Source organism: Stenotrophomonas sp. FW305-C-20-S1 (genome assembly GCF_058783335.1).
Window position 1 is genome coordinate 57613 of sequence record NZ_JBYTEK010000015.1, and the last position, 26612, is coordinate 84224.

The 26612-nt window shown below is 67.2% G+C and carries 28 protein-coding genes; 16 read left to right on the forward strand and 12 right to left on the reverse strand.

All coding sequences use genetic code 11. The annotated features are described in order from the left end of the window. Nucleotides 1-168 precede the first annotated feature (168 nt). Genes AC3WTC_RS10370 through AC3WTC_RS10380 form a run of 3 tightly spaced genes read left to right on the forward strand, consistent with a single transcriptional unit; the run spans nucleotide 169 to nucleotide 2565 of the window. Nucleotides 169-1428, forward strand: coding sequence for a sensor histidine kinase (locus tag AC3WTC_RS10370; RefSeq protein WP_032977067.1), 1260 nt, complete (start codon nucleotides 169-171; stop codon nucleotides 1426-1428). After that, nucleotides 1418-2188 (forward strand): LytR/AlgR family response regulator transcription factor, encoded by a 771-nt coding sequence (locus AC3WTC_RS10375; RefSeq protein WP_309910928.1) that lies wholly within the window; start codon nucleotides 1418-1420, stop codon nucleotides 2186-2188. Before AC3WTC_RS10370 ends, AC3WTC_RS10375 begins: the two co-directional genes overlap by 11 nt. 32 nt (nucleotides 2189-2220) lie before the next feature. Further along, nucleotides 2221-2565 (forward strand): hypothetical protein, encoded by a 345-nt coding sequence (locus AC3WTC_RS10380; protein ID WP_263930284.1) that lies wholly within the window; start codon nucleotides 2221-2223, stop codon nucleotides 2563-2565. A 39-nt stretch (nucleotides 2566-2604) separates the two neighbouring features. On the opposite strand, the gene AC3WTC_RS10385 is transcribed toward AC3WTC_RS10380, so the two are convergent. Beyond that, entirely contained in the window at nucleotides 2605-3219 is a 615-nt protein-coding gene (locus AC3WTC_RS10385) for a hypothetical protein (protein WP_025878393.1), read from the reverse strand. 309 nt (nucleotides 3220-3528) lie between these two features. Between AC3WTC_RS10385 and AC3WTC_RS10390 the strand changes: the two genes are divergently transcribed. Then, nucleotides 3529-4458 carry an oxygenase MpaB family protein gene (locus AC3WTC_RS10390; RefSeq protein WP_025878394.1) on the forward strand — a complete coding sequence of 310 codons (930 nt, stop codon included), beginning with the start codon at nucleotides 3529-3531 and terminating at the stop codon, nucleotides 4456-4458. A 134-nt stretch (nucleotides 4459-4592) separates the two neighbouring features. Here the strand turns inward: AC3WTC_RS10390 and AC3WTC_RS10395 are convergent, their stop codons facing one another. Further along, nucleotides 4593-6704 (reverse strand): M13 family metallopeptidase, encoded by a 2112-nt coding sequence (locus tag AC3WTC_RS10395; protein WP_492711388.1) that lies wholly within the window; start codon nucleotides 6702-6704, stop codon nucleotides 4593-4595. A 174-nt stretch (nucleotides 6705-6878) separates the two neighbouring features. Here AC3WTC_RS10395 and AC3WTC_RS10400 point away from each other — a divergent pair, with 174 nt between their 5' ends. After that, nucleotides 6879-9941 (forward strand): bifunctional diguanylate cyclase/phosphodiesterase, encoded by a 3063-nt coding sequence (locus AC3WTC_RS10400; RefSeq protein WP_100435745.1) that lies wholly within the window; start codon nucleotides 6879-6881, stop codon nucleotides 9939-9941. 91 nt (nucleotides 9942-10032) lie between these two features. Here the strand turns inward: AC3WTC_RS10400 and AC3WTC_RS10405 are convergent, their stop codons facing one another. Further along, complete coding sequence (locus AC3WTC_RS10405) at nucleotides 10033-10914, reverse strand: LysR family transcriptional regulator (protein ID WP_492711389.1); 882 nt, start codon at nucleotides 10912-10914, stop codon at nucleotides 10033-10035. A gap of 94 nt (nucleotides 10915-11008) precedes the next feature. On the opposite strand from AC3WTC_RS10405, the gene AC3WTC_RS10410 reads away from it, so the two are divergent. From AC3WTC_RS10410 to AC3WTC_RS10425, 4 genes are all read left to right on the forward strand, one after another. Continuing rightward, nucleotides 11009-11419: a DoxX family protein gene (locus tag AC3WTC_RS10410; RefSeq protein WP_025878398.1), complete on the forward strand. Its 411-nt coding sequence runs from the start codon at nucleotides 11009-11011 to the stop codon at nucleotides 11417-11419. 43 nt (nucleotides 11420-11462) lie between these two features. Further along, nucleotides 11463-12272 (forward strand): dioxygenase family protein, encoded by an 810-nt coding sequence (locus AC3WTC_RS10415; protein WP_025878399.1) that lies wholly within the window; start codon nucleotides 11463-11465, stop codon nucleotides 12270-12272. Next, nucleotides 12269-12400, forward strand: coding sequence for a hypothetical protein (locus tag AC3WTC_RS10420; protein ID WP_264673968.1), 132 nt, complete (start codon nucleotides 12269-12271; stop codon nucleotides 12398-12400). The genes AC3WTC_RS10415 and AC3WTC_RS10420 overlap by 4 nt, the downstream gene beginning before the upstream one ends. A gap of 110 nt (nucleotides 12401-12510) precedes the next feature. After that, entirely contained in the window at nucleotides 12511-14154 is a 1644-nt protein-coding gene (locus AC3WTC_RS10425; protein WP_025878400.1) for a Na+/H+ antiporter, read from the forward strand. Between the two features lie 81 nt (nucleotides 14155-14235). On the opposite strand, the gene AC3WTC_RS10430 is transcribed toward AC3WTC_RS10425, so the two are convergent. Then, nucleotides 14236-14484 carry a DUF3297 family protein gene (locus AC3WTC_RS10430; RefSeq protein WP_025878401.1) on the reverse strand — a complete coding sequence of 83 codons (249 nt, stop codon included), beginning with the start codon at nucleotides 14482-14484 and terminating at the stop codon, nucleotides 14236-14238. A gap of 90 nt (nucleotides 14485-14574) precedes the next feature. Between AC3WTC_RS10430 and AC3WTC_RS10435 the strand changes: the two genes are divergently transcribed. Then, nucleotides 14575-15117 (forward strand): DUF6630 family protein, encoded by a 543-nt coding sequence (locus AC3WTC_RS10435; protein WP_025878402.1) that lies wholly within the window; start codon nucleotides 14575-14577, stop codon nucleotides 15115-15117. 86 nt (nucleotides 15118-15203) lie between these two features. Here the strand turns inward: AC3WTC_RS10435 and AC3WTC_RS10440 are convergent, their stop codons facing one another. The 5 genes from AC3WTC_RS10440 to msrB all read right to left on the reverse strand — a co-directional run bounded on the left by AC3WTC_RS10440 (nucleotide 15204) and on the right by msrB (nucleotide 18538). Further along, nucleotides 15204-15479: a DUF4031 domain-containing protein gene (locus AC3WTC_RS10440; RefSeq protein ID WP_025878403.1), complete on the reverse strand. Its 276-nt coding sequence runs from the start codon at nucleotides 15477-15479 to the stop codon at nucleotides 15204-15206. A gap of 13 nt (nucleotides 15480-15492) precedes the next feature. After that, the gene (locus AC3WTC_RS10445) at nucleotides 15493-16002 is read right to left on the reverse strand and encodes a hypothetical protein (RefSeq protein ID WP_492711390.1); all 510 of its coding nucleotides are present in this window, start codon (nucleotides 16000-16002) and stop codon (nucleotides 15493-15495) included. A gap of 134 nt (nucleotides 16003-16136) precedes the next feature. Continuing rightward, nucleotides 16137-17111: a flagellar motor protein MotB gene (gene motB, locus AC3WTC_RS10450; RefSeq protein WP_492711391.1), complete on the reverse strand. Its 975-nt coding sequence runs from the start codon at nucleotides 17109-17111 to the stop codon at nucleotides 16137-16139. A 3-nt stretch (nucleotides 17112-17114) separates the two neighbouring features. Further along, the gene (motA, locus tag AC3WTC_RS10455) at nucleotides 17115-17969 is read right to left on the reverse strand and encodes a flagellar motor stator protein MotA (protein ID WP_012509934.1); all 855 of its coding nucleotides are present in this window, start codon (nucleotides 17967-17969) and stop codon (nucleotides 17115-17117) included. 101 nt (nucleotides 17970-18070) lie between these two features. Beyond that, the gene (msrB, locus tag AC3WTC_RS10460; RefSeq protein WP_025878406.1) at nucleotides 18071-18538 is read right to left on the reverse strand and encodes a peptide-methionine (R)-S-oxide reductase MsrB; all 468 of its coding nucleotides are present in this window, start codon (nucleotides 18536-18538) and stop codon (nucleotides 18071-18073) included. 138 nt (nucleotides 18539-18676) lie between these two features. Here msrB and AC3WTC_RS10465 point away from each other — a divergent pair, with 138 nt between their 5' ends. Both AC3WTC_RS10465 and AC3WTC_RS10470 read left to right on the forward strand, forming a co-directional pair. After that, nucleotides 18677-19051 (forward strand): hypothetical protein, encoded by a 375-nt coding sequence (locus AC3WTC_RS10465; protein WP_032977053.1) that lies wholly within the window; start codon nucleotides 18677-18679, stop codon nucleotides 19049-19051. Nucleotides 19052-19623: 572 nt separating this feature from the next. Continuing rightward, nucleotides 19624-19776 (forward strand): hypothetical protein, encoded by a 153-nt coding sequence (locus AC3WTC_RS10470; RefSeq protein WP_025878408.1) that lies wholly within the window; start codon nucleotides 19624-19626, stop codon nucleotides 19774-19776. Between the two features lie 57 nt (nucleotides 19777-19833). Here AC3WTC_RS10470 and AC3WTC_RS10475 read toward each other — a convergent pair whose 3' ends face one another. Continuing rightward, on the reverse strand, nucleotides 19834-20313 hold the full coding sequence (locus tag AC3WTC_RS10475) for an Lrp/AsnC ligand binding domain-containing protein (RefSeq protein WP_025878409.1): 480 nt from the start codon (nucleotides 20311-20313) through the stop codon (nucleotides 19834-19836). A gap of 149 nt (nucleotides 20314-20462) precedes the next feature. Between AC3WTC_RS10475 and AC3WTC_RS10480 the strand changes: the two genes are divergently transcribed. Further along, entirely contained in the window at nucleotides 20463-21767 is a 1305-nt protein-coding gene (locus AC3WTC_RS10480; protein WP_140228376.1) for a D-amino acid dehydrogenase, read from the forward strand. Further along, nucleotides 21746-22816 carry an alanine racemase gene (alr, locus tag AC3WTC_RS10485; RefSeq protein ID WP_025878411.1) on the forward strand — a complete coding sequence of 357 codons (1071 nt, stop codon included), beginning with the start codon at nucleotides 21746-21748 and terminating at the stop codon, nucleotides 22814-22816. The genes AC3WTC_RS10480 and alr overlap by 22 nt, the downstream gene beginning before the upstream one ends. A 209-nt stretch (nucleotides 22817-23025) precedes the next feature. On the opposite strand, the gene AC3WTC_RS10490 is transcribed toward alr, so the two are convergent. Next, a complete protein-coding gene (locus tag AC3WTC_RS10490) occupies nucleotides 23026-23592 on the reverse strand; it encodes a DUF3016 domain-containing protein (protein WP_025878412.1) in 567 nt (188 codons plus the stop codon). A gap of 249 nt (nucleotides 23593-23841) precedes the next feature. Between AC3WTC_RS10490 and AC3WTC_RS10495 the strand changes: the two genes are divergently transcribed. Next, entirely contained in the window at nucleotides 23842-25827 is a 1986-nt protein-coding gene (locus tag AC3WTC_RS10495) for a hybrid sensor histidine kinase/response regulator (RefSeq protein ID WP_223483302.1), read from the forward strand. A gap of 44 nt (nucleotides 25828-25871) precedes the next feature. Beyond that, nucleotides 25872-26162, forward strand: coding sequence for a DUF3247 family protein (locus AC3WTC_RS10500; RefSeq protein WP_080150144.1), 291 nt, complete (start codon nucleotides 25872-25874; stop codon nucleotides 26160-26162). A 159-nt stretch (nucleotides 26163-26321) separates the two neighbouring features. On the opposite strand, the gene AC3WTC_RS10505 is transcribed toward AC3WTC_RS10500, so the two are convergent. Further along, entirely contained in the window at nucleotides 26322-26585 is a 264-nt protein-coding gene (locus tag AC3WTC_RS10505; RefSeq protein ID WP_049466447.1) for a hypothetical protein, read from the reverse strand. Nucleotides 26586-26612: the final 27 nt, after the last annotated feature.

A 26612-nucleotide genomic window follows, 5' to 3' on the forward strand; every position in this document is an offset into this window, starting at 1 on the left:
CCGCTGGCCGGCAACCCGGTGATGCTTCCGGAAGCAATGGGGAGCCGGCCAGCGGCCGGCACTACCAGAACCGGTTCCATCCACCCTTTCCCGGTCTTCGTCGCACATCGCTTGTTTGCCCGAAGGGCCGCTCTATGCTCGGCTCACCCCTTCCACCAAGGCGCCGCCGTGATCGCCAGCTTCTCCCTCATCATCCGTCATCTGCTGGCCTGGGCCGCGGCGCTGTTCGTTGCCGGCATGGTCTGGAGTGGCATCTTCAGCGGCATGAACGACGGCCCAGGCTGGGTGTTCGGGCTGCTGGTGATGTTCCTGATGATCTCCGCGCTGGGCAGCGCGATCACTCACGTGCGCCGGGTCTGGCTGGTGGCCGGTCGCCTCGATGGCGCCACCTTGTCCGGCCGCCAGCGCCGGCAGATCGAACTGCCGATGGATGCCGGCCAGGCCTTCGCAGTGGTCGAGGCTGCCGTCGGCGAACTGCCGCGGGTGGAAGAGGTGGAGAGTTCTGCCGGCAGTCTGCAGGTACGTGCCTATGTGCGGCGCGTCGACCTGTGGAACGGCCGGCAACCGTCGCGCTGGAACCTGCCGGCGCGGCTGGCGATCAAACGCAACAGCGTGCTGGCCACGGTAACGCCGGGGCAGGGCACCAGCACGGTGACCCTGCTGTTCGAACCGGACGCCGGCTGGTGGGCCGATCTGCTGGCACTGGATGAAGGCAGCAACTATGAGAACGCCGAAGCGGTGACCCGTGCGATCAGCCGCCGCGTGGCCGACCAGCGCCGCGACGAGCAGGCCGCTGCCGAACAGACCCAGGTGGAAAAGGAACTGTCGGTCGCGCGCTTGAACCTGCTGCACGCGCAGGTCGAGCCGCACTTCCTGTACAACTCGCTGGCCAATGCACAGGTGCTGACCCGCACCGACCCGGCACGCGCCGAGCAGATGCTCGGCCACTTGATCCAGTACCTGCGCAGTTCGCTGCCGCAGGTGGATGAATCGGTTTCCACGCTGGGCGTGGAGCTGGAACGTACCCGCGCCTATCTGGAAATCCTGCGGATCCGCATGGGCGCACGGCTGGCGGTGGAAGTGCAGGTGCCCACCGAGCTGCACGAAGTGAAGATGCCGGCGATGGCGCTGCAGACCCTGGTCGAGAATGCGATCAAGCACGGGCTGGAGCCCAAGCCCGGCGGCGGCACGATCTGGATTCTCGCGCGTGGTTTCGATGACCATGTCACCGTGACGGTCGCCGACGATGGGCTCGGTTTCGGACAGGGCACCAGCGGCACCGGCATCGGCCTGAAGAACCTGCGCGAGCGCCTGCGCCTGACCTGCGGCGAGCAGGCCGGAGTGGCGATCGTGGCCAATTTCCCCAGTGGTGTAGCCGCTACCATGACCCTGCCGCAGTCGGCCAAGGAGCCCAGCCATGCCGCTTGAAGCGCTGATTGCCGAAGACGAGGAGCTGCTGCGGCACTCGCTGGTCGAACAGCTCGGGCGGCTGTGGCCGGAGCTGAAGCTGGTGGCCGAATGCGAGGACGGTGCCAGTGCGCTGGAACAGCTGGCCGAGAGGCAGCCGGACATCGCCTTCCTCGACATCCGCATGCCCGGCATCAGCGGCATCGAAGTGGCGCGGTCATTGGCCGAACTGAGCCCGCGCACGCAGGTGGTGTTCGTCACCGCCTACGACCAGTACGCCATCGATGCCTTCGAGCAGGGCGCGATGGATTACCTGCTCAAGCCGGTCAGTGACGAACGGCTGCTGGCCACGCGCGATCGCATTCTTTCGCGGCTGCCATCCACGCGCCAGGACGATGCGGTGCTGGAGCGCCTGCTGCAGCGTCTGGGTGCAGGCCCGGCCGCCAATGATCGGCCGCCCCTGGCCTGGATCACCGCCAGCAATGGCCGCGATACGCAGCTGATCATGCTCGACGATGTGATCTATTTCCGTGCTGACAACAAGTACACCACCGTGGTCACTGCCGCCGGCGAAAGCCTGCTGCGCACACCGCTGCGCGAGCTGCTGGAAGTGCTCGATCCGCTGCACTTCCGCCAGGTACATCGCTCCACCATCGTCAACATGAAGGCGGTGGCAGCCGTCAGCCGCGACGATACCGGCCGTGGCGTGCTGCGCCTGCGCCAGCGTGCCGAAACCCTGGTGGTCAGCCAGCCGTTCATGAGCCTGTTCCGCGGCATGTAGCCGCAGCCATTGCCATCCACCGAGGAACGAACATGCGCCGTATCCTGCTTGTAGGTCTCGCCGTGCTGGCCATCGCCGGCTGCGAAAAGTCCAGCAACACGTCGATCACCCGCACCAATGCCAATGGCGTGGACACGCTGTACAGCAAGAGCACGGTGGTCGATGGCGTGGCGCGTTTCGAATGCATCGCCAGCAGCAGTGGCCAATGCCATTACCTGGTGCTGGCGCCGGGCTGCAGCACCGACACCGCTTGCGCGACGCCGCCGCTGCGCCGGTTCGCGGTGGCCGCAGGCAAGACCGAGCAGGTCAGTGGCCTGCCGAAGGACTTCCGCCAGTGCGTCAGCGACGTGCAGGAAGAACAATGCCACCGTGACTGAGCACGGTGGCATTGCGGCTCCCCCCGGATTGCGTTCGGCTCAGTAAGCCGGCTGCAGCGTCATGTCGTGATGGTGTTCGGTTTCACCGACATGATTCAGGCGACCCACCAGTTCGGAGTGCTGCTTCATGCGCCCGATCTCGGTCATGATGCGGATGTCCTCGTGGCGCAGCTCGCGCTTGGCGGTGACCGCCTGCTTGTAGTCCAGCACTTCGGGATAGTGTTCAGCCAGGTCCAGCGCTTCGGCCACGTGCTCGACGCTGTCGGCCTTGGAGGTGATGCGCGCGCGGCTGTTGAAGGCCTTCATCCAGCGTTCGAAGCCCGCTGTGCGGTCGAACATGTTGGCCATGAACCAGATCACGAACAGGATCGAGATCCACGAGCCGAACACCACGACCACGCGGGTGAAGGTGATGTGGTAATCGTCGCGCCACAGGTAATTGGTGATCAGGCCGAGGATCAGCAGCGAAGCTGCCTGCCACCCGACGATCGAAGTGATCAGCCATTGGCACTTGGCCTGGGCCAGCACCGCCACTTCATCGCGGATCTGCTGTTCGCTGAGGCTGCGCCAGTGCGCGACCTGTTTTTCGAACGGGCTGCTGTAGAGCTCGTTGTCGCGAAGCAGTAATCCCAAACCCTTGAACAAAGCAATCATGGCTGGCTCCTTGTGGAACGTGCGGCGATCTGCAGTGGACGGTGTGGCGGGTTCAGTTCTAGCACTTCCAGCGAGCGGTGCAATGGCCTCAAGGCCACGCGGCACAAGGGCTCAGCCTGAACAGGTGAATATTGGTGCGACGCAGCATTGCCCGCGTGGCCTGCGACAAGATGTCGCAGGGTGAAATGTGCTGCGCGCGCACATGAAACCGACGCTGAGCGGATGGGCTCGCTGTGCCGGTCGTGATCGACCAGAATCGGGGTGGACCGCGCAGGACGCGGTCCGTCCCTCCGCCGATCTGGACCCGTGATGCCGCCGTTGCTGCACCGTCTTTCCCGCCCCGTCACCGCGCCGATCCGGCGCTGGGTCCTGGATGCGTTTCCGCGTGGCCAGAGCGGCATCGACTACGACCATCCACTGGGCGATCCCGGCTGGTTCGGGCCGGACAGCGTGACCTGGCGGATGCACGCTGAGCTGCCCTCGATGCTGGCCGGCGGTCTGTGTGCGCTGATGCTGCAGACGCTGCATCCGCGCGCGCTGGCCGGTGTCTACGATCATTCCAATTTCCGCCAGGACCTGGTCGGCCGCCTGCGCCGTACCACTGCTTTCGTGGCCGGCACCAGCTACGCGCCGGCGCGCGAGGTGGAAGCGCTGGTGGCCAAGGTGCGGCGCATCCACGCGCAGATCCGCGGGCATACCGCGCAGGGTGAGCCGTATGCCGCCGATGATCCGCACCTGCTGACGTGGGTGCACGTCACCGAGGCCTACGGCTTCCTGCAGGGCTATCGCCGCTACGGGCGCGAGGTGCCTGCCGCGATCGCCGACCGCTATTACGACGAGTACCGCTGCGTGGCCGAAGCGCTGGGCGCGGTGGACGTACCACGCAGTGCAGCGGAAGTGGATGCGTATTTCTGTGCACGGCAGCCGGAGCTGGTGGTGGACGAACGCTCCCGCGAAGTGCTGCAGGTGCTGTCCGGCGTGCGCCTGCCGGTGCCGGTGCCCGGCCTGTCGCGCGAGATCTTCCTCGGTGCCGGTGCCGCGCTGCTGCCGGACTGGGCCGAGGGCATGCTCGAGCGCAGCACGCGCCAGCGTGCGCAGGCCGCAGCTTCGGCGAAGCTGATGCAGGGCATGGCGCCGCTGTTCCGCCGCGCGCTGCCCGACGGCCTGGCGAGCCGCGCCTGCGCCCGCGTGGGTGTGCCGGTGGAATCGTTGCGCGAGTGGCCGGCATTGCCCCGGTAGGCGCCGACCTTGGTTGGCGCGCCTTGCCGCGGTGCCCATCCACGCCACGTGTGGATGGCGAAAAACTGCCAACCGAGGTTGGCGTCTACCCATGGAAATAAAACGGGCGCCTTTCGGCGCCCGTCTGCGTTACATCACCACACCTTGACCCGCTTGTCCGGGGCCAGGTACAGCTTCTGGCCTTCCTTCACTTCAAACGCCGGGTACCAGGCGTCGATGTTGCGCACCGTCAACGCGCGGAACTGGCCCGGTGCATGCACGTCGGTCAGCAGCGAATTGCGCAGCGCCTGCTCGCGGCTCTTGCTGCGCCAGGCCTGGGCGAAGCCGAGGAAGAAGCGCTGGTCCGGGCTGAAACCTTCCAGGGTCTGGCCCGGCTTGCCCTGCAGCGACAGCTGGTAGGCGTCGTAGGCGGTACCCAGGCCGGCGACATCGGCGATGTTCTCGCCCAGCGTCAGCTTGCCGTTCACATGTACACCCGGGAACGGCTCGTAGCTGCTGAACTGCGCGGCCAGTGCATCGCCGGCTGCGTTGAACTGCTTGAGGTCTTCGGCCGTCCACCAGTTGTGCAGCTTGCCGGTGTCGTCGAACAACGCACCCGCGTTGTCGAAGCCATGGCTGATTTCGTGGCCGATCACCGCGCCGATCGCACCGTAGTTCACTGCGTCGTCGGCGGCACCGTCGAAGAACGGCGGCTGCAGGATCGCCGCCGGGAACACCAGGCGGTTTTCCAGCGGCACGTTCATCGCGTTGATGGTCTGCGGCAGCATCGCCCACTCGCTGTGGTCGACCGGCTTGCCCAGCTTGGCGATGTTGCGCTGGTACTCGAACAGCTCGGCGCGCTGCGCATTGCCCAGCGGATCATCACGACGGATGTCCAGGCCGGTGTAGTCGCGCCACTTGTCCGGATAGCCCATGCCCACGGTCAGGCCGGCCACCTTGGCCTTGGCGCTGGCCTTGGTCTGCGGTGACATCCAGGCCAGTGCATCGATGCGCTTGGCGAAGGCGGCGATGATGTTCTTGGCCATCTCGTCGGCACGTTCCTTGGTCTTCGCATCGAAGTGTTTTTCGACGTAACGCTTGCCGATGGCCTCGCCGACGGCATGGTTGGCGTCATCCACGGCACGCTTCCAGCGGTCGCTCTGCTGCGGCGTACCGCTCAGCGCGGTGCCGTGGAAGGCGAAGCGCGCATCGGCGAACTTCTTCGGCAGGTAGGCAGCGGCGCGGTCCAGCGCGTGGAAGGTCATGTAGTCCTTCCAGGCATCCAGCGGCTCGGTGGCCACCAGCTTGGACAGGCCGGCCACGGCCTTGGGCTGCCACACGATGAAGTCCTGCTGCTGGCCAAGCTTGGCGGCGCCCAGGAACGCGGCCCAGTCCATGCCCGGGGCCTTGGCGTTGAAGTCGGCCTGGGTCCAGGGGTTGGCGCCCTTGGTCACGTCATTGGTTTCTTCCTGCGTGGCATGCGCCTGGGCGATCTTCGTTTCCAGGGCGAGGATGCGCTGCGCCTTGCCGGCCGGGTCGGCCACGCCGGCCAGCTGCAGCACCTGCGCGATGTAGGCCTGGTACTGCTTGCGCAGGTCGGCCATGCGGCCACCGCCCAGGTAGAAATCGCGGTCCGGCATGCCCAGGCCGCCCTGCACCAGGTACGGCGCGGTACGGTCCGGCTGCAGCAGGTCCACCGACACCCACAGGCCGAACAGGCGGTCGGTGTAGAAGTTGGTGGCATTGAGCAGGTCGACGTCGGCGCGCACGTCGCCGCCGAGGGCGCGGGCCAGGCCGGCCTTGTCGGCGATCGCATCGATGTTCTTCAGCTGCGGCTGCACCGGTGCCAAGCCGCGCTGCTCGATGCCGGCCTCGTCCATGTAGGCGGCGTAGTAGTCGCCGATCAGCTTGTCTTCGCCGCTGGCCTGGGCGTTGCCGGCAGCGCCTTCCAGGATCGCGCGGGTGTCGGCCTGGGTCTTCTCGGCAATCACGTTGAAGCTGCCGAAGCGCGAGCGGTCGGCCGGAATCTCGGTGTTCTTCACCCAGCTGCCGTTGGCGAAACCGAAGAAGTCGTCACCGGCGGCGATGCTGCGGTCCATGCCACTGGCATCGAAACCAAAACTGCCCAGCATCGGCTTGGCGGCAGCGGGTGTCGCCTCGGCCGGTGCGGCGGTGCCGGCGGCCGGATCGGCCGGGCGGTCGCAGGCGGCCAGGGACAGGCTGGCAACGATGGCCAGTGCCAGGGTGGGGCGGCGCAGCTTGGACATGGACTTCTCTTGCGGCGGAAAACTCCAAGTCTAATCCGCTGCGGGCCGGCTGGACGTGCTCGACAGGGCCAGCACTGTGCGTGATCTGGCTGAACACGCCGCAGCGATCTTCACGCGGTCACCGGCGTGGTGCATGCTGCGGGCTGGATGTCTGCAGCACCCGGGGGAGGGCGCATGCAGGACGGGTCGAGGCGTCAAGAATGGCGTCCGCCGGCCGTTGAGGTCGGGGATGTGGAGGAATCGTTCGCGCATGAAGCCAGCCGACTGCACAGGGAAGACCGACCGATGCCGGCGCTGAGACACGCGCTGGCCCGGCCGTTGCGTGCCATTACCTGGGGCGGCGTGGTGCTGGGCGTGCTGCTGGCGGCAGGCCTGGCCGCGATGCTGGCCAACGATTACCAGCGCCGGCTGGAAGCCGCGCAGCGGCAGAGCCGGGCGCTGGCGATAGGCAGCGAGCGCCTGCTGGCACTGGAGCTGCGCAACCTGGAACGGGCGATGGCCGGCATCGCCGCCGATGCGGCCGAGCTGTTCCGCACGGTGCCTGCGCAGGCGCCCGCGCTGCTGGACGCCGCCATAGCCGGCGTGCTGCGCCGGCACGCCGAACTGCACAGCATTGTCGTGCTCGATACCTATGGCCGCGCCCTGACCGCCGGCAAGGGCGACCTGCAGCTGCCACTGTGGACCGATCCGCAGCGACGGGGGCAGGGCAGTGCGCTGTACATCGGGCCGCCGCAGCGTGCCAGCGACGGTGGCTGGGTGGTGCCGCTGGCGCTGCCGATGGCTGGCGATCGCTGGCTGCTGGCACGGCTGCGCTGCGGCGAACTGCAGCGGATCGTGGGCGGTCTCGATGTCGGGCCCAGTGGCCTGGCCTCGATCAGCGACGCCGATGGCTACATGCTGGCCCGTGTGCCCGATCCGCACGGCACCGTCGGCCGCCGTTACACGCTGCCGGCACGCACGCTGCTGGGCCGGCAGGCAGTGGTCGAGCTGGGCAGCATTCCCGGCGCGGTGGACCAGATACCGCGCATCTCCACCATCAGCACCCTTGAGCGCAGTCCATTGGCGGTGCAGGTCGGTCTGGCAAACGAAGATGTGCTGAAGCCGTGGTGGCCGTATCTGCAGGCGGCGATTGCCATCATGCTGGCCTACGTGGCGCTGCTGCTGGTGCTGCTGTACGCGGTGCGCCGCAGTACGCACCGGCAGCAGTCGATGGCCGAAGAGCTGCGGACCGGCCACGCCGAGCTGCGCCTGGCCCATCAGGTGGGCCGCGTATGCACCTGGTATGTCGACGAAGACGCTGCGCTGCTGCGCTGGTCACCGCTGGCGCGCGAGATCTTCGGTGTGCAGACCGATGCGCTGCCGGTGGCCGAATTCTTCGCCCGCGTGCACCACGATGACAGCGCACGCATGCAGCAGGCCTTCGATCAGGCCTTCGCCGGCAACGCTGTACTCGACGAAGAATTCCGCCTGGTGCTGCCCGGCGGTGCAGTTCGCTGGGTTGCCGCGCGTGGCCAGCGGGTAGCGGTGGTCGATCGGCAGCGGCGCATGATCGGCGCACTGACCGACCTCAGCGAGCGCTACCAGGCACGCGAGCAGATGCGCCAGGTTGAACGCCGCTTCCGCCTGTTGTTCGATCGCAACCCCGCGCCGTTCTGGGTGTTCGATCCGGACACCTTGCGCTTCATCGAGGTCAACGAGGCCGCCGTGCAGCAGTACGGCTACAGCCGCGATGAATTCCTGGCGATGAGCATCCTCGACATCCGCCCACGCGAGGGCTGGGACGAGGTCAAGGGCGCGATCGCGCAGGTGCGCAGTGGTGAACTGCAGGACGCTGCGGTGCGCCTGCACCAGCGCAAGGATGGCACGGTGTTCGAAGTGCGCGTGCACCTGTCGCAACTGGATTTCGATGGCCAGCCCGCGTGCCTGGTGCTGGCCGAGGATGTCAGCGAGAGGCTGGCCTACGAGCGCGACCTGGCCTATCACGCACGCCACAACCCGGCCACCGGCCTGCTCAACGTGCGCGCACTGAGCGAACAGCTGGACGAGCAGGCCGGTGCCTACACCATCGCCTATGTGCAGCTGCGCGGGCTGCAGCTGGTGGCCGATACGCTGGGCCGCGAGATCGGTGATGCGGTACTGCAGTCGATGGCCTCGCGCCTGGGCGGGCTGGGGGCGCGCTTCGGCCTGCTGGCGTTCCAGCCGGCGGAGGATTTCGTGCTGGCGATCGCGCCGGAACACAACACCCAGCGCGTGCTGGACGATCTGCTGCAGATCGTCTCGGCACCGATGCGCGGCCAGGATTCGCTGCACCAGTTCGAACCCCGCATTGGTGTGGCCGTACATGACGCCGATGCAGGCCACAGTGCCGAACAGTCGATCGGCATGGCCGCGCAGGCGGCGCACGCGGCCCGCGCTGAAGGCAACGTGGTGGCCTGGTTCGATGCGGCGGTGACCATCCGCCTGGCCGACCGCCTGCGCCTGGCCGGGCGCATCCACGCGGCCATCGACAACGAATTCCAGCTGTACTTCCAGCCGATCCGGCACGCCAGCGATGGCAGCCCGGCGTCGCTGGAGGCGCTGCTGCGCTGGCCGCAGGCCGATGGCAGCTTCATCCCGCCCAGCGAGTTCATCCAGTTGTGCGAGGACACCGGCCTGATCCTGGCGTTGGGACGCTGGGTGATCCGCGCAGCGGCACAGGCGCAGCGGCGTCTGGTCGAAGCCGGCTGGGGCGAGCTGTCGATCGCAGTCAATGTGTCGGCGGTGCAGTTCTTCAACAGCGATCTGGTGGCCGAGTTCGCCCGCGCGCAGCAGGATTTCGGCCTGGCCCGTGGTGCACTGCACGTGGAACTGACCGAGAGCAGCCTGATGCGCAAGCCGGCACAGGCGATGCAGACCATGCAGCGCCTGCACGAGCAGGGCATCCGCGTGTCGCTGGACGATTTCGGTACCGGCTACTCGAGCATGTCCTACCTGCAGCACCTGCCGCTGGACGTCCTGAAGATCGATCGCAGTTTTGTGGCCGACGTGGAAACCAATCCCCGCAACGCGTCGATCTGCCGGGCACTGCTGTCGCTGGGCCACAGCATGGGGCTGACGATCATCGCCGAGGGCGTGGAAACGCCGGGGCAGCTGGACTGGCTGGCCGCACATGGCTGCGACCAGGTGCAGGGCTACCTGCTGGGACGGCCGGCACCGCTGGAAAAGATCATCGCGCAGCTGGATGAGGTTGTCGCCTAGGCCGCGCTTCGCTCTCGCCGGGCATGGCCCGGCGCTACCGTGTCATGGGCGCGCTTCGCGCTTCGCCGGGCCATGCCCGGCGGACGCGCCCTTACACCCCGGTTTCCACCAGGTAGTCGATGAAGCTGCGCACCTTGGGGGCGAGATGGCTGCGGCTGGTGTAGACGGCGAAGATGCCGATCGGCTCAGCTTCCCATCCGGGCAGGATGCGCACCAGGCGGCCATCGGCCAGCGCCTCGTGCAACAGGAAGTCCGGCTGCAGGATCACGCCCATGCCGGCAATCGCCGCTTCGCGCAGGACGTCGCCATTGTTGGCGCGCAGCAGGGTGGTCACTGCAACCTTCACTTCGCCACCCGGTCCCTGCAGGGGCCAGTGGTCGCCGGCGGCCCAGTAGCTGTAGCCGAGGCAGGCGTGGGTCTGCAGATCCTCGGGGGCCTGCGGTGTTCCGTGTGCGGCCAGGTAGGCCGGTGCGGCACACAGGCTGATCCGCGACTGGCCCAGGCGCCTCGCGATCAGGCTTGGGCCTGGCTCGCGGGTGATGCGGATGGCCACGTCGTAGCCTTCTTCGACCATGTCCACCAGGCGGTCGGACAGCGCCAGGTCCAGTTCGACCTGTGGGAAGCGCTCGCGGTAACCGGCCAGCAACGGACCGAGGCGGGCGATGCCCCAGCTGACCGGTGCGTTGATGCGCAGCGTGCCGGACGGCTCCAGCGCCTGTGCGCCGATGCTGGCCTCAAGCGCATCGAACTCGGCCAGCAGGCGCACGCACTGCGCGTAGTAGGCGGCACCGGCGCTGGTCGGGCTGACCCGGCGGGTGGTGCGGTGGAGCAGGCGGGTGGACAGGCGCTTTTCCAGTGCGGCGACCTGGCGGGTGACACCGGCCGTGGACATGTCCAGCACCTGTGCGGCGGCGCTGAAGCCGTTGCGTTCGACCACCGCGACGAACACGCGCATGGCATCCAGGGTGTCCATTGTTGCGCCTTCTGAAATAAATACGGTCGTTTCATCGTATTTATCGGCAATGGAGGGCGCAATAACCTGTGCCCTGTCCCTGCCGAGGTGCCCCATGAACGCTACCGCCGCCCCCCTGTCCCCGCTCGCCCCGTATGCCGCGACCCTGCTGCGGCTGGCCCTGGGCGTGTTGTTCCTGGTCCATGCGCTGACCAAACTGCTGGTGTTCACTCCGGCAGGTACCGCGGCCTTCTTCGAGTCGCTGGGCCTGCCCGGCGTGTTGGGCTACCTCACCATCGCCGTTGAACTGGCGATTTCCGCAGCGCTGCTGCTCGGCATCTACGCGCGCTGGATCGGCCTGCTCGGTGTGCCGCTGCTGCTGGGCACCATCGTGACGGTGCACGGCGCCAACGGTTTCAGCTTCGCCAATGCTGGCGGTGGCTGGGAATACCCGGCGTTCTGGGCGCTGGCCCTGGTCGTGCTGTTCCTGCTGGGCGATGGCCGCTGGACCCTGCGCTCGCGCTGAACGTCCCCCGGCCCGCTGCCTGTTCCTGTGATTGGAGAAGATCATGTCCCGCCTGCCTTCGCTGTACATCTCCCACGGCTCGCCGATGACCGCCCTGCATCCGGGCCAGGTCGGCGTGCGGCTGGCCGAGCTGGCCCGCGACCTGCCAACGCCGCGTGCGATCGTCATCGCCTCGGCGCATTGGCTGGCCCGGCAGCCGCTGGTCGGCAACCATCCGCAGCCGCCCACCCTCCACGATTTCGGCGGCTTCCCACGCGAACTGTTCGCGCTGCAGTACCCGGCGCCCGGTGATCCGGCGTTGGCTGAAGAGGTGGCGGGCCGCATCGCCGCCGCCGGCCTGCCGGTGGCACTCGATCCGCAACGTGGCCTCGACCACGGCGCGTGGGTGCCGCTGCGTCTGCTGCACCCGCAGGCCGACATCCCGGTGGTGCCGGTGTCGATCCAGCCGATGCTGGGCCCGCAGCATCAGTTCGCGCTGGGCCGTGCGCTGGCGCCGCTGCGCGAACAGGGCGTGCTGCTGATCGGTTCGGGCAGCATCACCCACAACCTGCACGACTGGGGCCACTACCAGGACGGCAAGCAAGCGCCCTACGTGCGCCCCTTCATCGATTGGGTGGAGCAGCGGCTGGCCGCCAATGACCGCGATGCTCTGTTCGACTACCGCCGACAGGCACCGTTCGCCGAGCGTGCGCATCCCACCGATGAGCATCTGCTGCCGCTGTACTTTGCGATGGGTGCGGCGGGGGAGGGTGGCTTCGGTGCCAAGCGCATCGATGCGGGTGTCGATGCCGGCTTCCTGGCGATGGACCTCTACCGCTTCGATGGTGCCGACCGCGCTCAGGACGCGGCATGACCCCGCCGCTGCTGCCAGGGCTGGAACGCCCTGCACAAGGACACGTGCAGGGCCGGTTGGCAGTGCTGCATGACGACGTGGCCAGCACGCCGGCCTGGATCGGGCGGCGCTTGCTGTCGCGGTCCTGACGCGCATTCAGATGGCTGGGCGCAGTGGCGGCCTGCTGTGTTAAGTTTTTTCCCGTCCCCCGGCGCACTCCGGTTTTTCCGGCCCCACGCGCCGCTCCTGTGGAAGAAGCATGCACACCATCGAAGTCGTCCTGGCGATGCTGGTGGCCGTTGTCGCCAGCGGTTACCTGGTTCGCGTCCTGCCATTCTCGTTGCCGCTGCCGCTGGTGCAGATCGGCCTCGGCGCGGTGATCGCCGGGGTATTCAACCGCGGTCATGCACTGGAACCGGAAGTGTTCTTCCTGCTGTTCCTGCCGCCGCTGCTGTTCCTCGATGGCTGGCGCATTCCCAAGCAGGGCCTGTTCCGCGACAAGGGCGCGATCCTCGAACTGGCGTTCGGGCTGGTGGTGTTCACCGTGATCGGCGCGGGCCTGCTGATCCACTGGATGATTCCGGTGATGCCACTGGCGGTGTGTTTCGCGCTGGCCGCGATCGTGTCACCGACCGATCCTGTGGCGGTCGGCGCGATCGCTGCCAAGGCACCGATTCCCAAGCGCCTGATGCACATCCTGGAAGGCGAGTCACTGCTCAACGATGCCTCCGGCCTGGTCTGCTTCCGCTTCGCGGTGGCGGCGGTGATGACCGGTACCTTCTCGTTGGCGACCGCCTCGCTGACCTTCGTGTGGGTGGCGGTGGCCGGCCTGGCCGTCGGCGTGGCGGTCACCCTGGGCGTGTCCACGTTCCAGCGCTGGCTGTGGCGCCGTTTCGGCGAAGAGCCGGGCGCGGCGATGCTGGTCAACCTGTTGATCCCGTTCGCGGCGTACCTGCTGGCCGAAGAGATCAATGCTTCGGGCATCCTCGCTGCGGTCGCAGCGGGTATTTCGATGAGCTACGTGGAAATGACCGGCCGTGTCTCCGGCAGCATGCGCGTGCAGCGCGCCGGCGTCTGGAACATGCTGCAGTTCAGCTTCAACGGCATCATGTTCGTGCTGCTGGGCGAGCAGCTGCCGGGCATCGTCGAACGCGCCACTACCACAATGAACGAGAGCGGCCACCAGAGCGCGTGGTGGCTGCTGGTGTACGTGCTGGTGATCAACGCGACGCTGATCGCGCTGCGCCTGCTGTGGGTGTGGCTGTCGCTGCGCTGGAACCTGCTGCGTGCGCGTCGCCGTGGCCTGGAGCGTGGCGAGGCACCGAACTGGCGCATCGTGGTGGCCACCTCGGTGGCGGGTGTGCGTGGTGCGATCACCCTGGCCGGCGTGCTGACGCTGCCATTGTTCCTGCCCGATGGCAGCCCGTTCCCGGCACGCGACCTGGTGATCTTCCTGGCTGCTGCGGTGATCCTGTGCTCGCTGGTCGGCGCCAGCGTGGCGCTGCCGCAGCTGTTGAAGGGTCTGCAGCTGCCGGCCGATTCGGGTGAGCGCAAGGAAGAGGATCTCGCCCGCAAGCTGTCCTCGAAGGCCGCGTTGGCGGGCGTGGAGCGCATGCGCCAGCAGCTGGTGCTGAACCAGAACACCGAGAACGTGCAGCTGTACAACGACGCCGCATCGCGGGTGAGCCTGCTGTATCAGCGGCATCTGGACCGCGACAACCCCGACGTGGACCCGGAGAAGGTGAACCGGATGGAGATGGGCTACCGCCAGCTGCGCAGCGCCGGCCTCAATGCCGAACGCGAGGAACTGTTCCGGCTGACCCGCCGCGGCGTGGTGTCGGACGAGATCGCACGGCGGCTGATCCGCAACCTCGACCTGCTGGAATCGCGCAAGCGCGAGTGAACGGTATGCCGACCGGGCTGCCGATCGGGGTCAGATCCCTTTCCGCAGGAAAGGGATCTGACCCCGCCCCGGGACGGCCGGTTACTCCGGCTTCTGTTCCAGGAAATACGCCTCGACCTTGCCCTTGACCTTGATGGTCATCGGGTTGCCGCGACGGTCACGAGCCTTGCCGGCCTGCACGCGGATCCAGCCTTCGCTGACCGAGTATTCCTCGACGTTGTCGCGCTCGACATCGTTGAAGCGCACGCCGACGCCGCGCTCCAGGGCCTGCGCATCGTGGAAGGGGCTGGCCGGGTTGATCGCCAGGTGGTCGGGAGGGGTATCGCTCATCGCTTCATTCACAGTGACGGCCACCACGGCCGGCTTCAGCAGTACAGGATAAACCGTAGAATGCCCCCCTGCTCCCGAGGACGTTCCGCCATGCCTGACAACAGCGACTATTTCGACTTCGAGGAAGACGCCCACGATTTCGACGAGGACGACTTCGAGGCGCGGGTCTGGAACCTGCTCGTGCTGATCAACCCCGGTGACGAAGAGCTGGCCCTGCAGCAGTTCAACCGCTGGCGCGAGCATCTGTCCGAGGACGGCCAGCCGCTGGAAGCCGACAGCGACTGGCTGCCGGCGCTGTTCACGGCCATCGCCTGGCAGTCGGGCTTCGAGGTCGAGCGTGATGATTTCGATTCGCTGCAGTCGGCGGTGAACGAGCTGTCGGCGCGCTTCAACCTGCAGCTGGACTGGGGTGGCGACCTGGACGACGAGGATTTCGCGGCGGACCTGGACGGCGTGCAGCTGATGAGCACCGCCTTCGACCGCCTGCGCGAGCACAACTACACGCTGTGGAGCGTGGATGCCGGCAACGACGGCTTCAGTGGCTGGATGGCGCTGACCCGCGATGACGACGCCCTGCTGGCGCTGTGCTCGCTGCTGAACGTGGAAGTGCGCCTGGGCAGCGACCCGTTCTGAGATTCACCGGTAGCGCCGGGCATGCCCGGCGGCTTCTCGCCGTGCTGCGCGCTCGTCGGTCGCGGTCCGGCGCTACCCGTACCAGCCTACGGCTGGTACTGCGCCCTAGCGTTGGCGATCACCGCCTTCACCTGCGCCCGGTCCACATGCCGGGAGATGGCGACCGCACCCAGCGCGAGTGCCTGCGCACGCAGCTCGGCGGTGACATCGTAATGCGCCCCGCTGGCCTTGTTCTGGAAGGCCCGTGGAGGAATGCCGAGCTGCGCCGCCATTGCGTGCAGCTCGGCCAGGGTATCGGCCATCAGGTGCGCCCAGCGCTGACCGCGCCAGGGATGCACCGCGTCATCGACGTAGACCGACACCGCCGCCGCCGGATCAGGCCTGCGGCTTGCCGTCGGCGTCGGCGGCCGTAGCGGCCTCGGCGTCGGCAGCGCCTTCGGCGCCGGCAGTGTCCGTAGCCGCTTCATCGGACGCTTCGCCTTCAGCGGCTGCATCTTCAGCCTGCTCGCTGGCGAACTCGGCCACCAGCTTGTCCAGGTACTCCTCGGCGGTCTGGCCCGCTTCGGCGGCCAGGGTGTCGAGCAGCTTCTGCATCAGCTCGGAATATTCCAGGGTGACCTTGCGGCCTTCGGCTTCCTGCACGTTGGACAGGTGCTTGAGCATGGCCAGCATCGGCACCGGGTTGTCGGCGTTGCCCATGGTCTGGCCACCGATGGCCAGCAGCCACTCACGGCCCTGCAGGCCGATGGCGGCCACGGCCTGGCCGTCCTCGTTCACCAGCACGGCATGGTTCTGCACCTGCTGCTGGGCGTTCAGACGGAGGAACGGGCGCTTGGCCTGCTGCTTCTTGCGCTTGTCGCGCTTGGCCTTGGACAACTTGGACATGGGGGTGTGATCACCTGGAGTCGGAAAGACCGCCATTGTACTGGGTGCCGCGCTGCGCGCTCGCCGGGCATGGCCCGGCGCTACCTCGGTGTGCCCGGATGCGGTAGCGCCGGGCCATGCCCGGCGAAGACGGGTCAGGGGGCAGCGCCCTTTCCTGCGGAACGGGATCCGACCCCGGTCTCACCCTGCGCGGCCTGCACGTCCGGGTCCACGGTGGTTGCCGACAGGCCTACCTGCGGCCCGGCGCCGGCCAGCGCAGCTTCCTCGGCGGCCTTGGTCATCACCACGATGCTGATGCGGCGGTTGATCGGGTTCTGCGGATCGGCCTTGTCAAACAGCACCGACGAAGACAAGCCGACCACGCGGGTGATCTTGCTGTCTTCCAGGCCGCCATCGATCAGCGCGCGGCGCGCGGCATTGGCGCGGTCGGCGCTCAGTTCCCAGTTGCCGTAACCGCGCGCGGCCGAATAGGCAGTGATGTCGGTGTGGCCGGTCAGGCTGATCCGGTTCGGCACGTGGTTCAGGTACTCGGCCAGTTCGTGCAGGATCTGCTGCGTGTACGGCTTCAGGGTGGCGCTGCCGAGGTCGAACATCGGCCGGTTCTGCTTGTCCACGATCTGGATGCGCAGGCCTTCCGGGGTCAGGTCCAGCAGCAGCTGGTCCTTGAACGGTTCCAGCGCCTGGCTGCGGCTGATCGCTTCCTGCAGTTCCTTCATCAGCGCTTCCAGCTGCTGCTTGTCGCGCTGCTGCTCGTCCACCGGCTGCGGTATCGACTTCTGCTGGTTCTGGAAGGGATCGTTGCTGTTGCCGCGCGAAACATCGGTGGCGCCGCCGAGCTTGATCATCGAGGTGCTGGCACCGCCCGGCCCGGCCATGCCCGGCGCCGGCGTCGCGCTGGAGCCGACCAGCGGGCTGGGGTTGCGGAAGTACTCGGAAATGGCCGCGCGCTCGGGCTTGCTGGTGCTGGCCATCAGCCACAGCACCAGGAAGAAAGCCATCATCGCGGTCACGAAGTCGGCATAGGCCACCTTCCACGAACCGCCATGGTGGGCAGCGTGGCCGGCCTTCTTGACCCGGCGGACGATGACGGTGGGCTTGGTCTCGGCCATGGCTTACTTGACCGTCTTCAGGTGCTGCTCGAAATCGGAGAACGCCGGGCGCACGTTCGACGGCAGCGTCTTGCGGGCGAACTCCAGCGCGATCTTCGGGTTGTAGCCGCGCAGGCAGGCCAGCAGGGCGGTCTTCACCGACTCGTAGATGCGGCTGTCCTGCTCGGCACGGGCTTCCATCGCCGAGGCCATCGGGCCGACGAAGCCATAGCCCAGCAGGATGCCGAGGAAGGTGCCGACCAGCGCGCCGGCCACGTGGCCACCCACTTCGACGATGTCGCCGCCGATCGAGCCCATGGTGATGACGATGCCCAGCACTGCCGCCACGATGCCGAAACCGGGCAGGCCGTCGGCGACCTTGGTCAGCACCTGCGACGGCGCCATCGCTTCGGCGTGGTGCTTTTCCAGCTCCAGCTCCAGCAGTGGCTCCAGCTCATGCGGCTCGATGTTGCTGCCGATCATCAGGCGCAGGCAGTCGGTGATGAAGTCGATCAGGTGGTGGTCGGCCTGCACCTTCGGGTAGTTCCCGAACAGCGCGCTTTCGGCCGGGCGCTCGACATGGTCTTCCAGCGCCATGAAGCCTTCACGGCGGGCCTTGTTGAGCAGTTCGTAGACCAGACTGAGGACGTCGATGTAGTCCTGCTGCTTGTAGCGCGGGCCCTTGAACACGCCGACCATGGCCTGCAGCGTCTGCTTGACCGTCTTGGCCGGGGTGCCGACCAGGAACGCACCCAGCGCGGCACCGCCGATGATGACCAGTTCGTAGGGCTGCCACAGCGCCCCAAGGCGGCCGTGTGCGCCGAGGTAGCCGCCCAGCACGCTGATGATGACGACCAGGAATCCAACGATGATGAGCATGGCGCGACGCAAGGAGGGGGGATATCTCCTTGTCGGCCTGACACCGGTGTTTCTGAAGAGGGAATTCTGTGAAGTCGGTCAGCGGGGCATTGCGGCGCGTGTCAGCCCGCCACGCCGGCCTCCGCGCCGCCACGCTGCAGCGGATCGGGCCACGGCTCGCCGTTGCCGGTGAATGAAAGTGAGACCGAGTTCAGGCAGTGGCGCTCGTAGGTGGGCGGCGGACCGTCCGGGAACACGTGGCCCAGATGGCTGCCACAGCGGGCGCAGGTGATCTCGGTGCGGACCATGCCATGGCTGGTGTCGCGGATCTCGCGCACGTGCGACGGGTCGAACGGGGCGAAGAAACTGGGCCAGCCGGTGCCCGAATCGAACTTGGTGCTGGAGCGGAACAAGGGCAGGGCGCACAGCCGGCAGCAGTAGACGCCCTCGCGCTTGTTGTCGAGGAATACCCCGCAGAACGGCGCCTCGGTGCCGTGCTGCAGCAGCACGCGGCGCTCCTCGGCGCTGAGCCCGGCGACCAGGGCGTCGGTCTGCGTGGCGGTGGGGGGCGTCAGATCGAAAGCGCTCATGCCGGCTCTCCGTGGGGTTGTGGCCTGGGATGCCAGCAGACGTGGGGGTGTCGGCACACGCTTGCAAGTGTGATGGCCGTTCATGGCCGGCACACAGGGGCAGGCGCAGGGTAAGGGTGGCCCACCCTGGAGCGCGCGATGAAACCCCGCCTAGTCCTGTTGCTGTCGGCCCTGTTGCCTCTGCTTGCCCAGGCGCAGGTTCCCACCGGCAGTCCGACCGCCACCCGCAGCAGCGCGACGGTGGCACCGCCGCCTGTCGCCCCGCCACCGCAGGCGTCGCGCCCGCAGCCGCAGGTGCTGCCCTCGCCGCAGCCGGCACAGCCGATCCGATCGACCGGCCCGGCCCAGGTGACCCCCACGCCCGCGCCGGCGCTGCCGGACAAGGTCTACGACCGCAACGGCCGCATCGTTCCCGGCGTCAAACCGGTCGGCCCCAACCGCGTGTTCGACTCGCGCACCGGCCGCTACTACGACAGCGTACCGACCGGCGACGGCCAGCAGATCAAGCGCTGACCCCAGCGCCCGCAAGCAATCGCGCGACCCAAAGAGAGCGCAGCGACCCGCTGTCGCTCTTTTTCTTTTTCTTTTTCCGTGGCTGGCGCCCGCATGAACCTGTCCAAGGCCGGGCGGGTGGGCTGTGCGGGGGCGTAAGCGCCATGGGCCCGAGGCATGCCTCGGGCGGATTGGGCAGGACGCCCAACCCCGGTCTTGCCGTGTGCGCAGGACAGCGCACACGAGCAAGGCGCGCCCGAGCCTACAGGGGTGAGGGCGCTTTGCTTGCGAAGTACTGCTTCGCAAGCGCCCGAACGCACAGCCGCTAGCGGCTGGGCCGGTCTGGGGATTCACGGCGTCCCCTGCACAGCCCACCCGCCCGGCCTCACCCGCAATGCTGGAAGCATGCGCAGCCACGAGGGGCTCAGCCGTTGGCAGGAAACCCGCCACCCACATGAACGCCGGAAAACAGCCCCCGCCCTGCACACCCCGCATCACCCGTTTTTCGCCTGCGATTAACCGCACCAAGACCAAGGTGGACCTGCGCCGGCATCCCTGTCGTCGCGCTTCCCTCGTCTCCTTGGAATACGATCATGGCCAACCAGCAGAACCGTCATCCCGGCAAGGAACAGCAGGGCAAAACACCGCAGGAACAGCAGCGCCAGCAGCAACAGCAACAGCAGCCGAACGAGCAGCAGAAGAAGAATCCGCAACAGGGTTCCATGAAGAACCCGCAGCAGCGCTGATGCAGCCAGGGGCCAGAGCCCGCGTTGCGGGGTCTGGTCCCGCTGCCGCCAGTCGGTTCAATCCGGAATCGGCAGCGCCCAGGTCTCCTTGACCTCTTCCATCACGATGTAGCTCTTCGACTCACGCACATGTGGCAGGGTCAGCAGGGTGCTGCCGAGCAGCTTGCGATAGGACGCCATCTCGCTGATCCGTGCCTTCAGCAGGTAATCGAAATCGCCCGACACCAGATGGCATTCCAGCACGTTGGGCAGCTTCAGCGCCGAACGCCGGAATTCCTCGAAGATGTCGCCGGATTTGTAGGCCAGGCTGATCTCCACGAACACCAGCAGGCTTGCTTTCAGCGCGCTGGGGTCCAGGTGCGCGTGGTAGCCGGTGATCACCGCTTCGCGCTCCAGCCGGCGCACACGCTCGGTGCACGGGGTGGTCGACAGGCCGACCCGTTCGCCCAGCTCGGTGAAGGAAATGCGGCCTTCGGCCTGCAGGATGCGCAGGATCTTGCGGTCGATCTTGTCCAGCTCGCGGGGACGGGTGGCCATGGGCGTCAAGCTCGGGGAATGAATCACAGGGAAATATCCTGACTGCATTGCTGAAATCAGGCAAATCATCTGGATACGGAAGAATATACTTCCCCGATTATGGCCCCTGCGCACGCAAATGCAGGGAATGATCGGGTTGGAGAATTCCCATGCGAGTCCTAGTCCTCGGCAGCGGCGTGATCGGCACCACCAGTGCCTGGTACCTGCGACAGGCCGGGTTTGAAGTCACGGTCGTCGACCGCCAGCCCGGTCCCGCGCTGGAAACCAGCTTCGCCAATGCCGGCCAGCTGTCATTCGGCTACACCTCGCCGTGGGCTGCCCCGGGCGTGCCGAAGAAGGCCATCGGCTGGCTGTTCGAAAAGCACGCACCGCTGGCGATCAAGCCGGGCATGGACCTGGCCCAGTACCGCTGGCTGTGGCAGATGCTGCGCAACTGCACCCACGAGCGCTACGCGATCAACAAGGCGCGCATGGTGCGCATGTCCGAGTACAGCCGCGACTGCCTGAACGAGCTGCGTGCGCAGATCGGCATCGATTTCGAAGGGCGCGACCTGGGCACCACCCAGCTGTTCCGCACCCAGCAGCAGCTGGATGCATCGGCGCAGGACATCGAGATCCTGGCCCAGTACGGCGTGCCGTACGAAGTGCTGGATCGCGCCGGCATCATCAAGGCCGAGCCTGCGCTGGCCCACGTCGATGGCCTGGTGGGTGCGCTGCGCCTGCCGCGCGACCAGACCGGCGATTGCCAGCTGTTCACCCGCCGCCTGGCGCAGATGGCGGCCGAAGCGGGGGTCGAGTTCCGTTACGACCAGGACATCACCGGCGTTGAATTCGACGGCGACCGCATCACCGGCGTGCGCATCGGCGGCACGCTGGAAACCGCGGACCGCTTCGTGGTCGCACTGGGCAGCTATTCGCCGGGACTGGTCGCGCCGCTGGGCATGCGCCTGCCGGTGTATCCGCTGAAGGGCTACTCGCTGACCCTGCCGATCACCGATCCGGCGATGGCACCCACCTCGACCATCCTCGATGAGAGCTACAAGGTGGCGGTGACCCGCTTCGACAACCGCATCCGCGTCGGTGGCATGGCCGAGGTGGCCGGTTTCGACCTGTCGCTGTCGCCGCGCCGCCGCGAGACGCTGGAGCTGGTGGTGCGCGACCTGTACCCGAAGGGCGGTGACCTGGCCAAGGCCGAGTTCTGGACCGGCCTGCGCCCGGCCACGCCGGACGGCACGCCGGTGATCGGCGCCACGCCGTTCCGCAACCTGTTCCTCAACACCGGCCACGGCACGCTGGGTTGGACCATGGCCTGCGGCTCGGGCCGCTACCTGGCCGACCTGATGAGCGCGCGCCAGCCGCAGATCAGCACCGAAGGCCTGGATATCTTCCGCTACGGCCAGTACCGCCACGCCCCGCAACATGAGAACCGCACATGCGTCCTGCCCGCGCGCTGATCGACCTGGGCGCACTGCGCAGCAACTATCGCCTGGCCCGTGAACTGGGCGGCGGCAAGGCGCTGGCGATCCTCAAGGCCGATGCCTATGGCCACGGTGCGGTGCGCTGTGCGCAGGCACTGGAAGGCGAGGCCGACGGCTTTGGCGTGGCCACCATCGAAGAAGCGCTGGAACTGCGCCAGGCCGGCATCCGTGCGCCGATCCTGCTGCTGGAAGGCATCTTCGAGCCCAGCGAAATGGCGCTGGTGGCCGAGCATGACCTGTGGTTCTCGGTCGGTTCGCCGTGGCAGCTGGAAGCGCTGGTCGCGTTCGACAGCCCGCGGCCGCTGACGGTGTGGCTGAAGCTGGACAGCGGCATGCACCGGCTGGGCCTGGACGTTCCTGGTTTCCGCGCCGCGCACGCGCGTTTGTCTGCACTGCCGCAGGTGGCGCGCATCGTGATGATGACCCACCTGGCACGCGCCGATGAACTGGACAGCGAGCGTACCCGTGAGCAGGCCGCGACCTTCGTCGAGGCCATCGATGGTCTTGAAGGCGAGACCAGCATCTGCAATTCGCCGGCGCTGCTGGGCTGGCCGGACGTGCGCAGTGACTGGGTGCGCCCGGGCCTGATGCTGTACGGCGCCAATCCGCTGCCGGACAACAGTGAACTCACCGCGCGCCTGCGCCCGGTGATGACGATGCAGTCCAAGGTGTTCGCCGAGCGCTGGATCGAAGCCGGCGAGCCGGTCGGCTACGGTGCGCGCTTCGTGGCCAAGGCGCGCACACGCGTGGGCGTGGTCGCACTGGGCTATGCCGATGGTTATCCGCAGTTCGCCCCCAATGGCACGCCGGTGCTGATCGATGGCCAACCCGGTGGGCTGATCGGCCGCGTGTCGATGGACATGCTGACCGTGGACCTGACCGCGCATGCGCAGGCCGGTGTCGGCAGCGTGGTGGAACTGTGGGGTACGGCGCCGACCCTGTCCGAGCTGGCGCCGCGCTGCGGTGTCAGTGCCTACCAGCTGCCGTGCGGCGTCAAGCGCGTGGCACGCGTCTACCAGGACTGACCGGCTCTGGTAGCTGCCGACCTTGGTCGGCGCTGTGGCTGCGTGTCGACCAAGGTCGACACCTACCGGATCGGATCAGCGCTGCGCACGGCTCTGGTAGCTGCCGACCTTGGTCGGCGCTGTGAATGCGTGTCGACCAAGGTCGACACCTACCGGATCGGATCAGACCCTGGTCGGCGCTGCGAATGCGTGTCGACCAAGGTCGACACCTACCGGGCAGCGGTAACGCGTGAGGTCAGCTGGCGCTTCACCCAGTCATCGATCAGGCGCTTTTCATAGCGCAGCGGATCGGTATCGCTCTTCAGGCCGATGTTGTGCAGGTAGCCGCTGTCGCTCAGGCGGGCGTCGCCTTCGTCGATGATGCGCCCGCTGGCGTCCTTCAGCGTGTACTGAAGGGTGATCCGCGGCGGGTAGATGTCGCGCATGATCCGGATGTCGCGGCCACGCGGGCCGTGCCAGGGCTCGTAGTCGCCTGCGCGCTTGACGTCCACCAGGGTCACCTCCAGCGTCTGCCCGGCCTGCAGGGGCTTGGCGGCGCTGGTCTGCACGTAGCGTGCCAGCTGCTGCACCCAGTCCCCGCGTTCGGCCTCGAAGCGGTTGGTGCTCTGGCGGATCTCGGTGAACTTGGCCGGATCATTCCATTGCACGCTGACCGGGCCATCGGCCTGTAGTGCGCGCGGCGCATCGGGCGCGGTCACCGTCCGCGGCGCGGCGGCCACGCTGCCCACGGCAAGCATGCCGGCCAGCAGCAGGGCGGTTGAAAGCGAACCTTTCATGGCAGTCTCCTGCGTCCCCGAAGCGGGGAGGATGATGATCTCGGATCGAGTGTGATCCCGCCGCGGGGCCGCAGCAATGGCCAGTAGCGTCAAATGCGTCAACAGTTGCCGCCAATTCATGGTCGTCAACCCTGACTGACGGCGCTTGACGCTGTGAATACGCACTCTGGAAGATGCTGTACCTCCATCCGGTCTTTTCCTCCCACGCCCTTGTCCACACTGCCGCCCCTCGTGGAGCGCTCACCCTTGATGGTGCCGACGCCCGAAACCGACCTGCACCATGGCGTGCTTGAGCGCATCCACGCAGGTTTCTGTGTGATCCAGGTGCTGTTCGATGGCGACGAGGCGATCGACTACCGCTTCCTCGAGGTCAACGATGCCTTCGAGCGCCACACCGGCCTGAAGGATGCCTGTGGCAAGCGCATGAGCACGCTGGAGCCACATCACGAAGGCGACTGGTTCCGGATCTACGGCGAAGTGGCGCGGACCGGGCGACCGGCCCAGTTCGAAATGGATGCCCGTGCCCTCGGGCGCACGTTCGCCGTGGATGCCGTTCGGGTTGGCCAGCCGGGCGAGGACAAGGTCGGCATCCTGTTCTTCGACGTGACCGCGCGCAAGCAGATGGAAGTGGAACTGGGCGAGAGCGAGGCCCGTTTCAGTGCGTTGGCCGATGGCCTGCCGATGCCGGTGTGGGTGCTGGACGAGCGCGGCCACGCCCGCTTCGTCAACAGTGCCTTCAGCGAGTTCTTCGGCGGCGACGAGAACCGTGTGCCGGAAGATGTCTGGCGCGGCCTGGTGCATCCCGACGATGCGTCGGTATTTGAATACGAACTGCAGGAAGCACTGAAGGCGCAGCGTTCGATGCATGCGTTGGTGCGTGCGCGTCGTGCCGATGGGCAGTGGCGCTGGCTGGAAATGAACGCACGTCCGCGCTTTTCGCGGATGGGCCGCTTCATCGGCCTGGCCGGCAGCAGCCCGGATGTCACCGAGCGCCGCGAGATCGAACTGGCGCGCGAGGAACTGCTGCAGTCCGAGCGTGCCGCGCGCAGTGCGGCCGAAAACATGGCGCGGCTGAAGGATGAGTTCCTGGCCACGCTGTCGCACGAGCTGCGCACGCCGCTGACCACGATCCTGGGCTGGAGTGAACTGCTGCTGCAGCGCGTGGATTCCACCAGCCCGCTGTACAAGGGCCTGGGCGTGATCGCCAACAGCGCGACCGCGCAGAAGCGGTTGATCTCGGACATGCTCGACCTCAGCAGCATGCTGCTGGGCAAGGTGCAGCTGGAAGTGGAAGTGCTGGACCTGCGCGACCAGTTGAACGAAGCGATGGGCGCACAGGAGCTGGTGGCCGAGGGCAAGGCGCTGGACGTCACCCTGCAGCTGCCGGCACAGCCCTGCCAGGTGCTGGGCGATGCCACCCGGCTGCAGCAGGTGTTCTGGAACCTGTTGTCCAACGCGATCAAGTTCACCCCGGCCGAAGGCCGCATCGACGTGCAGCTGCAGGCCGATGGCAACTATTGGACGATCACCGTGCGCGATACCGGCGACGGTATCGCGCCGGAGTTCCTGAACCATCTGTTCAGCCGCTTCCGCCAGGCCGACGGCACCACCACCCGCCGCCATGGCGGTCTGGGCCTGGGCCTGGCCATCGTGCAGCAGCTGGTCGAACTGCACGGCGGTTCGGTCAGCGCGGCCAGCGATGGCCACGGTCACGGCTCCACCTTCACCGTGCGCCTGCCGCAGCATCTGCCCGATGCCGAACGGCGTCCGCTGCGCGAGGTCGTCAGCGGTCCGATCCTGGAACCGATGGTGGTCGAACCGTACCCGCTGCGTGGCCTGCATGTGCTGGCGGTGGAAGACCAGCCTGAAGTGCTGGAGTACCTGCGGCGCATGCTGGAAGAGCAGGGCGCCAGCGTGTCCGCCGCCAGTTCGGCGGGCGAAGCGCTGGCGCTGCTGGCCGACAATGGCCACCTGCAGTACCAGGTGCTGCTGACCGACATCGGCATGCCGGGCATGGATGGCTATGGCCTGGTAAGCACGTTGCGGCAGGACCTGGGCGTGGACGCGGCAGCGCTGCCGGCGGTAGCGGTGACGGCGCTGGCGCGCGCCGACGACCGCCGCCGCGCGCTGGCCTCGGGCTTCCAGGAGCATGTGGCCAAGCCGTATTCGGTGGCGCAGCTGGTGGGTGTGGTGCGGCGCGTGCAGGCCACGCGCGGGGACAGCCTGCTGCACTGAGCATTCACGGACGATCGGCGACCCTGCAGTTCAGGAGGTCGCCGATGTCCCGTATTGCTCCACGAATCCATACCGATCCCGCGCAGATCGCGCACCTGGAAGCCCTGTTGCCGCAGCTGCGCGGGGAGACCCAGGTGCAGCTGACCCTGCACGATGGCCGACGCCTGCTGGGCACGGTTGCGGTGCAGCCGACGCTGCAGCAGTACCGCAACGACGCCGGCGACGAAGGCAGCAATGGCCAGCTGCGGCTGGACGATCTTGATGCGCCGGTGCAGCAGCATCACGTGTGGCTGGATGAAATCGCCAGCATCCGCAGGTTGCCGCCGAGGCTCTGACGGCAGCACATTGCTGCATCCACGCATGGCGTGGATCTACTGTAGAGCCACGCCACGCGTGGCCGCGATGGTCAACGTTCGAACAGGCGTAGAGCCACGCCATGCGTGGCTGCGGTGATCATTCGAACAGTAGAGCCACGCCATGCGTGGCTGCGATGGTCAATGTTCGAACAGCGTTGCCGTCGCTTCGAACCTGCGCGCATACGCGCGCTCCTCGGCCACCCGTGCCACTTCATCGTCTGCCAGATCCGGCGCGCCGTAGACCGCGTAGGCCACGCTGCCATCGGCGCCGTGGCCAACCTGGTGCAGGCGGTAGCGGGAATGGCCGCCGCCGGTGTCCTCCGGGTAATGCACGGGGGGATGGCTGCCTTCCAGGTCCATTTCACTGTTGTCGACGACACCTCCGACGAACAAGGCTCGCATGCAGGATCTCCATGGGTTGCGGGGGAG

What these genes read in the sequence shown, in the direction of transcription:
- AC3WTC_RS10395 (WP_492711388.1), bottom strand. Translation starts at nt 6,704, where the DNA reads ATGTCCAAGCTGCGCCGCCCCACCCTGGCACTGGCCATCGTTGCCAGC.
- AC3WTC_RS10475 (WP_025878409.1), bottom strand. Translation starts at nt 20,313, where the DNA reads ATGGCCACCCGTCCCCGCGAGCTGGACAAGATCGACCGCAAGATCCTG.
- AC3WTC_RS10385 (WP_025878393.1), bottom strand. Translation starts at nt 3,219, where the DNA reads ATGATTGCTTTGTTCAAGGGTTTGGGATTACTGCTTCGCGACAACGAG.
- AC3WTC_RS10435 (WP_025878402.1), top strand. Translation starts at nt 14,575, where the DNA reads ATGCCTGACAACAGCGACTATTTCGACTTCGAGGAAGACGCCCACGAT.
- AC3WTC_RS10470 (WP_025878408.1), top strand. Translation starts at nt 19,624, where the DNA reads ATGGCCAACCAGCAGAACCGTCATCCCGGCAAGGAACAGCAGGGCAAA.
- AC3WTC_RS10465 (WP_032977053.1), top strand. Translation starts at nt 18,677, where the DNA reads ATGAAACCCCGCCTAGTCCTGTTGCTGTCGGCCCTGTTGCCTCTGCTT.
- AC3WTC_RS10495 (WP_223483302.1), top strand. Translation starts at nt 23,842, where the DNA reads ATGGTGCCGACGCCCGAAACCGACCTGCACCATGGCGTGCTTGAGCGC.
- msrB (WP_025878406.1), bottom strand. Translation starts at nt 18,538, where the DNA reads ATGAGCGCTTTCGATCTGACGCCCCCCACCGCCACGCAGACCGACGCC.
- AC3WTC_RS10380 (WP_263930284.1), top strand. Translation starts at nt 2,221, where the DNA reads ATGCGCCGTATCCTGCTTGTAGGTCTCGCCGTGCTGGCCATCGCCGGC.
- AC3WTC_RS10445 (WP_492711390.1), bottom strand. Translation starts at nt 16,002, where the DNA reads ATGTCCAAGTTGTCCAAGGCCAAGCGCGACAAGCGCAAGAAGCAGCAG.
- AC3WTC_RS10490 (WP_025878412.1), bottom strand. Translation starts at nt 23,592, where the DNA reads ATGAAAGGTTCGCTTTCAACCGCCCTGCTGCTGGCCGGCATGCTTGCC.
- AC3WTC_RS10410 (WP_025878398.1), top strand. Translation starts at nt 11,009, where the DNA reads ATGAACGCTACCGCCGCCCCCCTGTCCCCGCTCGCCCCGTATGCCGCG.
- AC3WTC_RS10420 (WP_264673968.1), top strand. Translation starts at nt 12,269, where the DNA reads ATGACCCCGCCGCTGCTGCCAGGGCTGGAACGCCCTGCACAAGGACAC.
- AC3WTC_RS10375 (WP_309910928.1), top strand. Translation starts at nt 1,418, where the DNA reads ATGCCGCTTGAAGCGCTGATTGCCGAAGACGAGGAGCTGCTGCGGCAC.
- motB (WP_492711391.1), bottom strand. Translation starts at nt 17,111, where the DNA reads ATGGCCGAGACCAAGCCCACCGTCATCGTCCGCCGGGTCAAGAAGGCC.
- motA (WP_012509934.1), bottom strand. Translation starts at nt 17,969, where the DNA reads ATGCTCATCATCGTTGGATTCCTGGTCGTCATCATCAGCGTGCTGGGC.
- AC3WTC_RS10390 (WP_025878394.1), top strand. Translation starts at nt 3,529, where the DNA reads ATGCCGCCGTTGCTGCACCGTCTTTCCCGCCCCGTCACCGCGCCGATC.
- AC3WTC_RS10400 (WP_100435745.1), top strand. Translation starts at nt 6,879, where the DNA reads ATGCAGGACGGGTCGAGGCGTCAAGAATGGCGTCCGCCGGCCGTTGAG.
- AC3WTC_RS10415 (WP_025878399.1), top strand. Translation starts at nt 11,463, where the DNA reads ATGTCCCGCCTGCCTTCGCTGTACATCTCCCACGGCTCGCCGATGACC.
- alr (WP_025878411.1), top strand. Translation starts at nt 21,746, where the DNA reads ATGCGTCCTGCCCGCGCGCTGATCGACCTGGGCGCACTGCGCAGCAAC.
- AC3WTC_RS10425 (WP_025878400.1), top strand. Translation starts at nt 12,511, where the DNA reads ATGCACACCATCGAAGTCGTCCTGGCGATGCTGGTGGCCGTTGTCGCC.
- AC3WTC_RS10505 (WP_049466447.1), bottom strand. Translation starts at nt 26,585, where the DNA reads ATGCGAGCCTTGTTCGTCGGAGGTGTCGTCGACAACAGTGAAATGGAC.
- AC3WTC_RS10500 (WP_080150144.1), top strand. Translation starts at nt 25,872, where the DNA reads ATGTCCCGTATTGCTCCACGAATCCATACCGATCCCGCGCAGATCGCG.
- AC3WTC_RS10430 (WP_025878401.1), bottom strand. Translation starts at nt 14,484, where the DNA reads ATGAGCGATACCCCTCCCGACCACCTGGCGATCAACCCGGCCAGCCCC.
- AC3WTC_RS10480 (WP_140228376.1), top strand. Translation starts at nt 20,463, where the DNA reads ATGCGAGTCCTAGTCCTCGGCAGCGGCGTGATCGGCACCACCAGTGCC.
- AC3WTC_RS10405 (WP_492711389.1), bottom strand. Translation starts at nt 10,914, where the DNA reads ATGGACACCCTGGATGCCATGCGCGTGTTCGTCGCGGTGGTCGAACGC.